This window comes from Microcoleus sp. BM001215392, from assembly GCF_036700185.1.
In the GTDB taxonomy this organism is placed as follows: domain Bacteria; phylum Cyanobacteriota; class Cyanobacteriia; order Cyanobacteriales; family Microcoleaceae; genus Microcoleus.
The window spans coordinates 1-1288 of record NZ_JAUBOJ010000727.1 but is presented as its reverse complement, the minus strand read 5'-3'; the positions used below and the strand labels follow the sequence as shown (position 1 = coordinate 1288).

The following is a 1288-nucleotide window of genomic DNA, read 5'->3' as shown; positions in this document are numbered from 1 at the left end:
CCCCCTAGCCCCCCTTAGGTCGGGGGGGACATGAAGGGAGGGGAGTTGAATGGGTTGATTGAGGCGATCGCACTTTTTGACTTATTCCAAAGGGCGATCGCCTTTTATTTCCGCTTCCGAAATAAAGGGCAATGGCGAGATATTCAGTTTGTATTGCACTATTGCACCAGTGTATACTAGATTAGAGGGGTGTTTTGAGCTAGTTTATGCCACGCCTAGATATCTACCATAATGTCGTTAAAGCCGCTCTCATTAAAGACGGCTGGACAATTACTCACGATCCTTTCACTATTAGATTTGAAGACTTGACTGTTTACGCGGATCTAGGAGCCTAAAAATTAATTGCCGCCGAGAGGAGTGAGCGAAAAATTGCTGTTGAGGTGAAGGTATTTATCAGTCCTTCCCCAGTGACCGATCTCGAACGAGCCGTTGGACAATACTATCTATATTCGAGTTTTATGGCGCGGCTGGAGCCCGATCGTACTCTATACCTTGCCATTCCAAAACGCACTTATGAAAACTTTTTTCAACGTCCGTCGATTCAGGAATTTGTTAAAGAACGACAATTCCCTTTGATTGTTTTCAATCCTGACTTAGAGGAGATTGTACTATGGAAAAGTTGACTCAGTATCGATCGATCGCGCGAGAAGTAATCGACGAATATGCCCGCTACAAACCTAGTTGCGGGCAGAGTGATATGTCGGCGGTTTACGATCTGGATCGCGATCATTATTTACTGGTTAGTTTTGGGTGGAATGGCGATCGGCGAGTTTACAGCACTATCCTGCATCTGCGAATTTTTGAGGGTAAACTCTGGATTGAACGAGATGAAACTGAGGAGGGCGTGACTCAGGATTTGCTGGATCGAGGGGTTTTTCAAAAAGATATTGTGCTGGCTTTTTACCATTATGAAGACCGGAAGTTGACTGATTTTGCAATTGCTTGAAATAAAAGGGCGAGATCCCTTGGTTGAGAAATAGGGGTAAAGGGCGATCGCACTTTTTGACTGATTCCAAAAGAGCGAGATCCCTTGGTTGTCGAGCAAACATCATTTGCGATAAACTAATTCTGAAACAATCCCTTAAATATCGCCCCTTCCCCACAATTTCAATGAACATCCAGTCCCCCCCTTCTTAAGGGGGGGCTAGGGGGGATCGTTCCGAGACTAAACAACTCAACCATAAATTTCAACCAACATCCAGTCCCCCCTTAATAAGGAGCACCAGGAAAATCATGCCTTTATTAAACGACTCAAACTTCCACCTACCATACAACCCAAAACTCATCC

General features: G+C 44.8%; 1 protein-coding gene and 1 pseudogene. Both read left to right on the top strand.

The genetic code is table 11. From position 1 onward, the window contains the following. The first annotated feature begins 206 nt into the window (after positions 1 to 206). Positions 207 to 623, top strand: a pseudogene (locus QT974_RS34475) (element excision factor XisH family protein). Further along, entirely contained in the window at positions 611 to 946 is a 336-nt protein-coding gene (locus QT974_RS34470; protein WP_333472835.1) for a XisI protein, read from the top strand. The pseudogene QT974_RS34475 and the gene QT974_RS34470 overlap by 13 nt, the downstream one beginning before the upstream one ends. The last annotated feature ends 342 nt before the right edge of the window (positions 947 to 1288 follow it).

Bases quoted from the DNA above. Each gene is read 5' to 3' on its own strand.
- QT974_RS34470 (WP_333472835.1), top strand. From the start codon at position 611: ATGGAAAAGTTGACTCAGTATCGATCGATCGCGCGAGAAGTAATCGAC.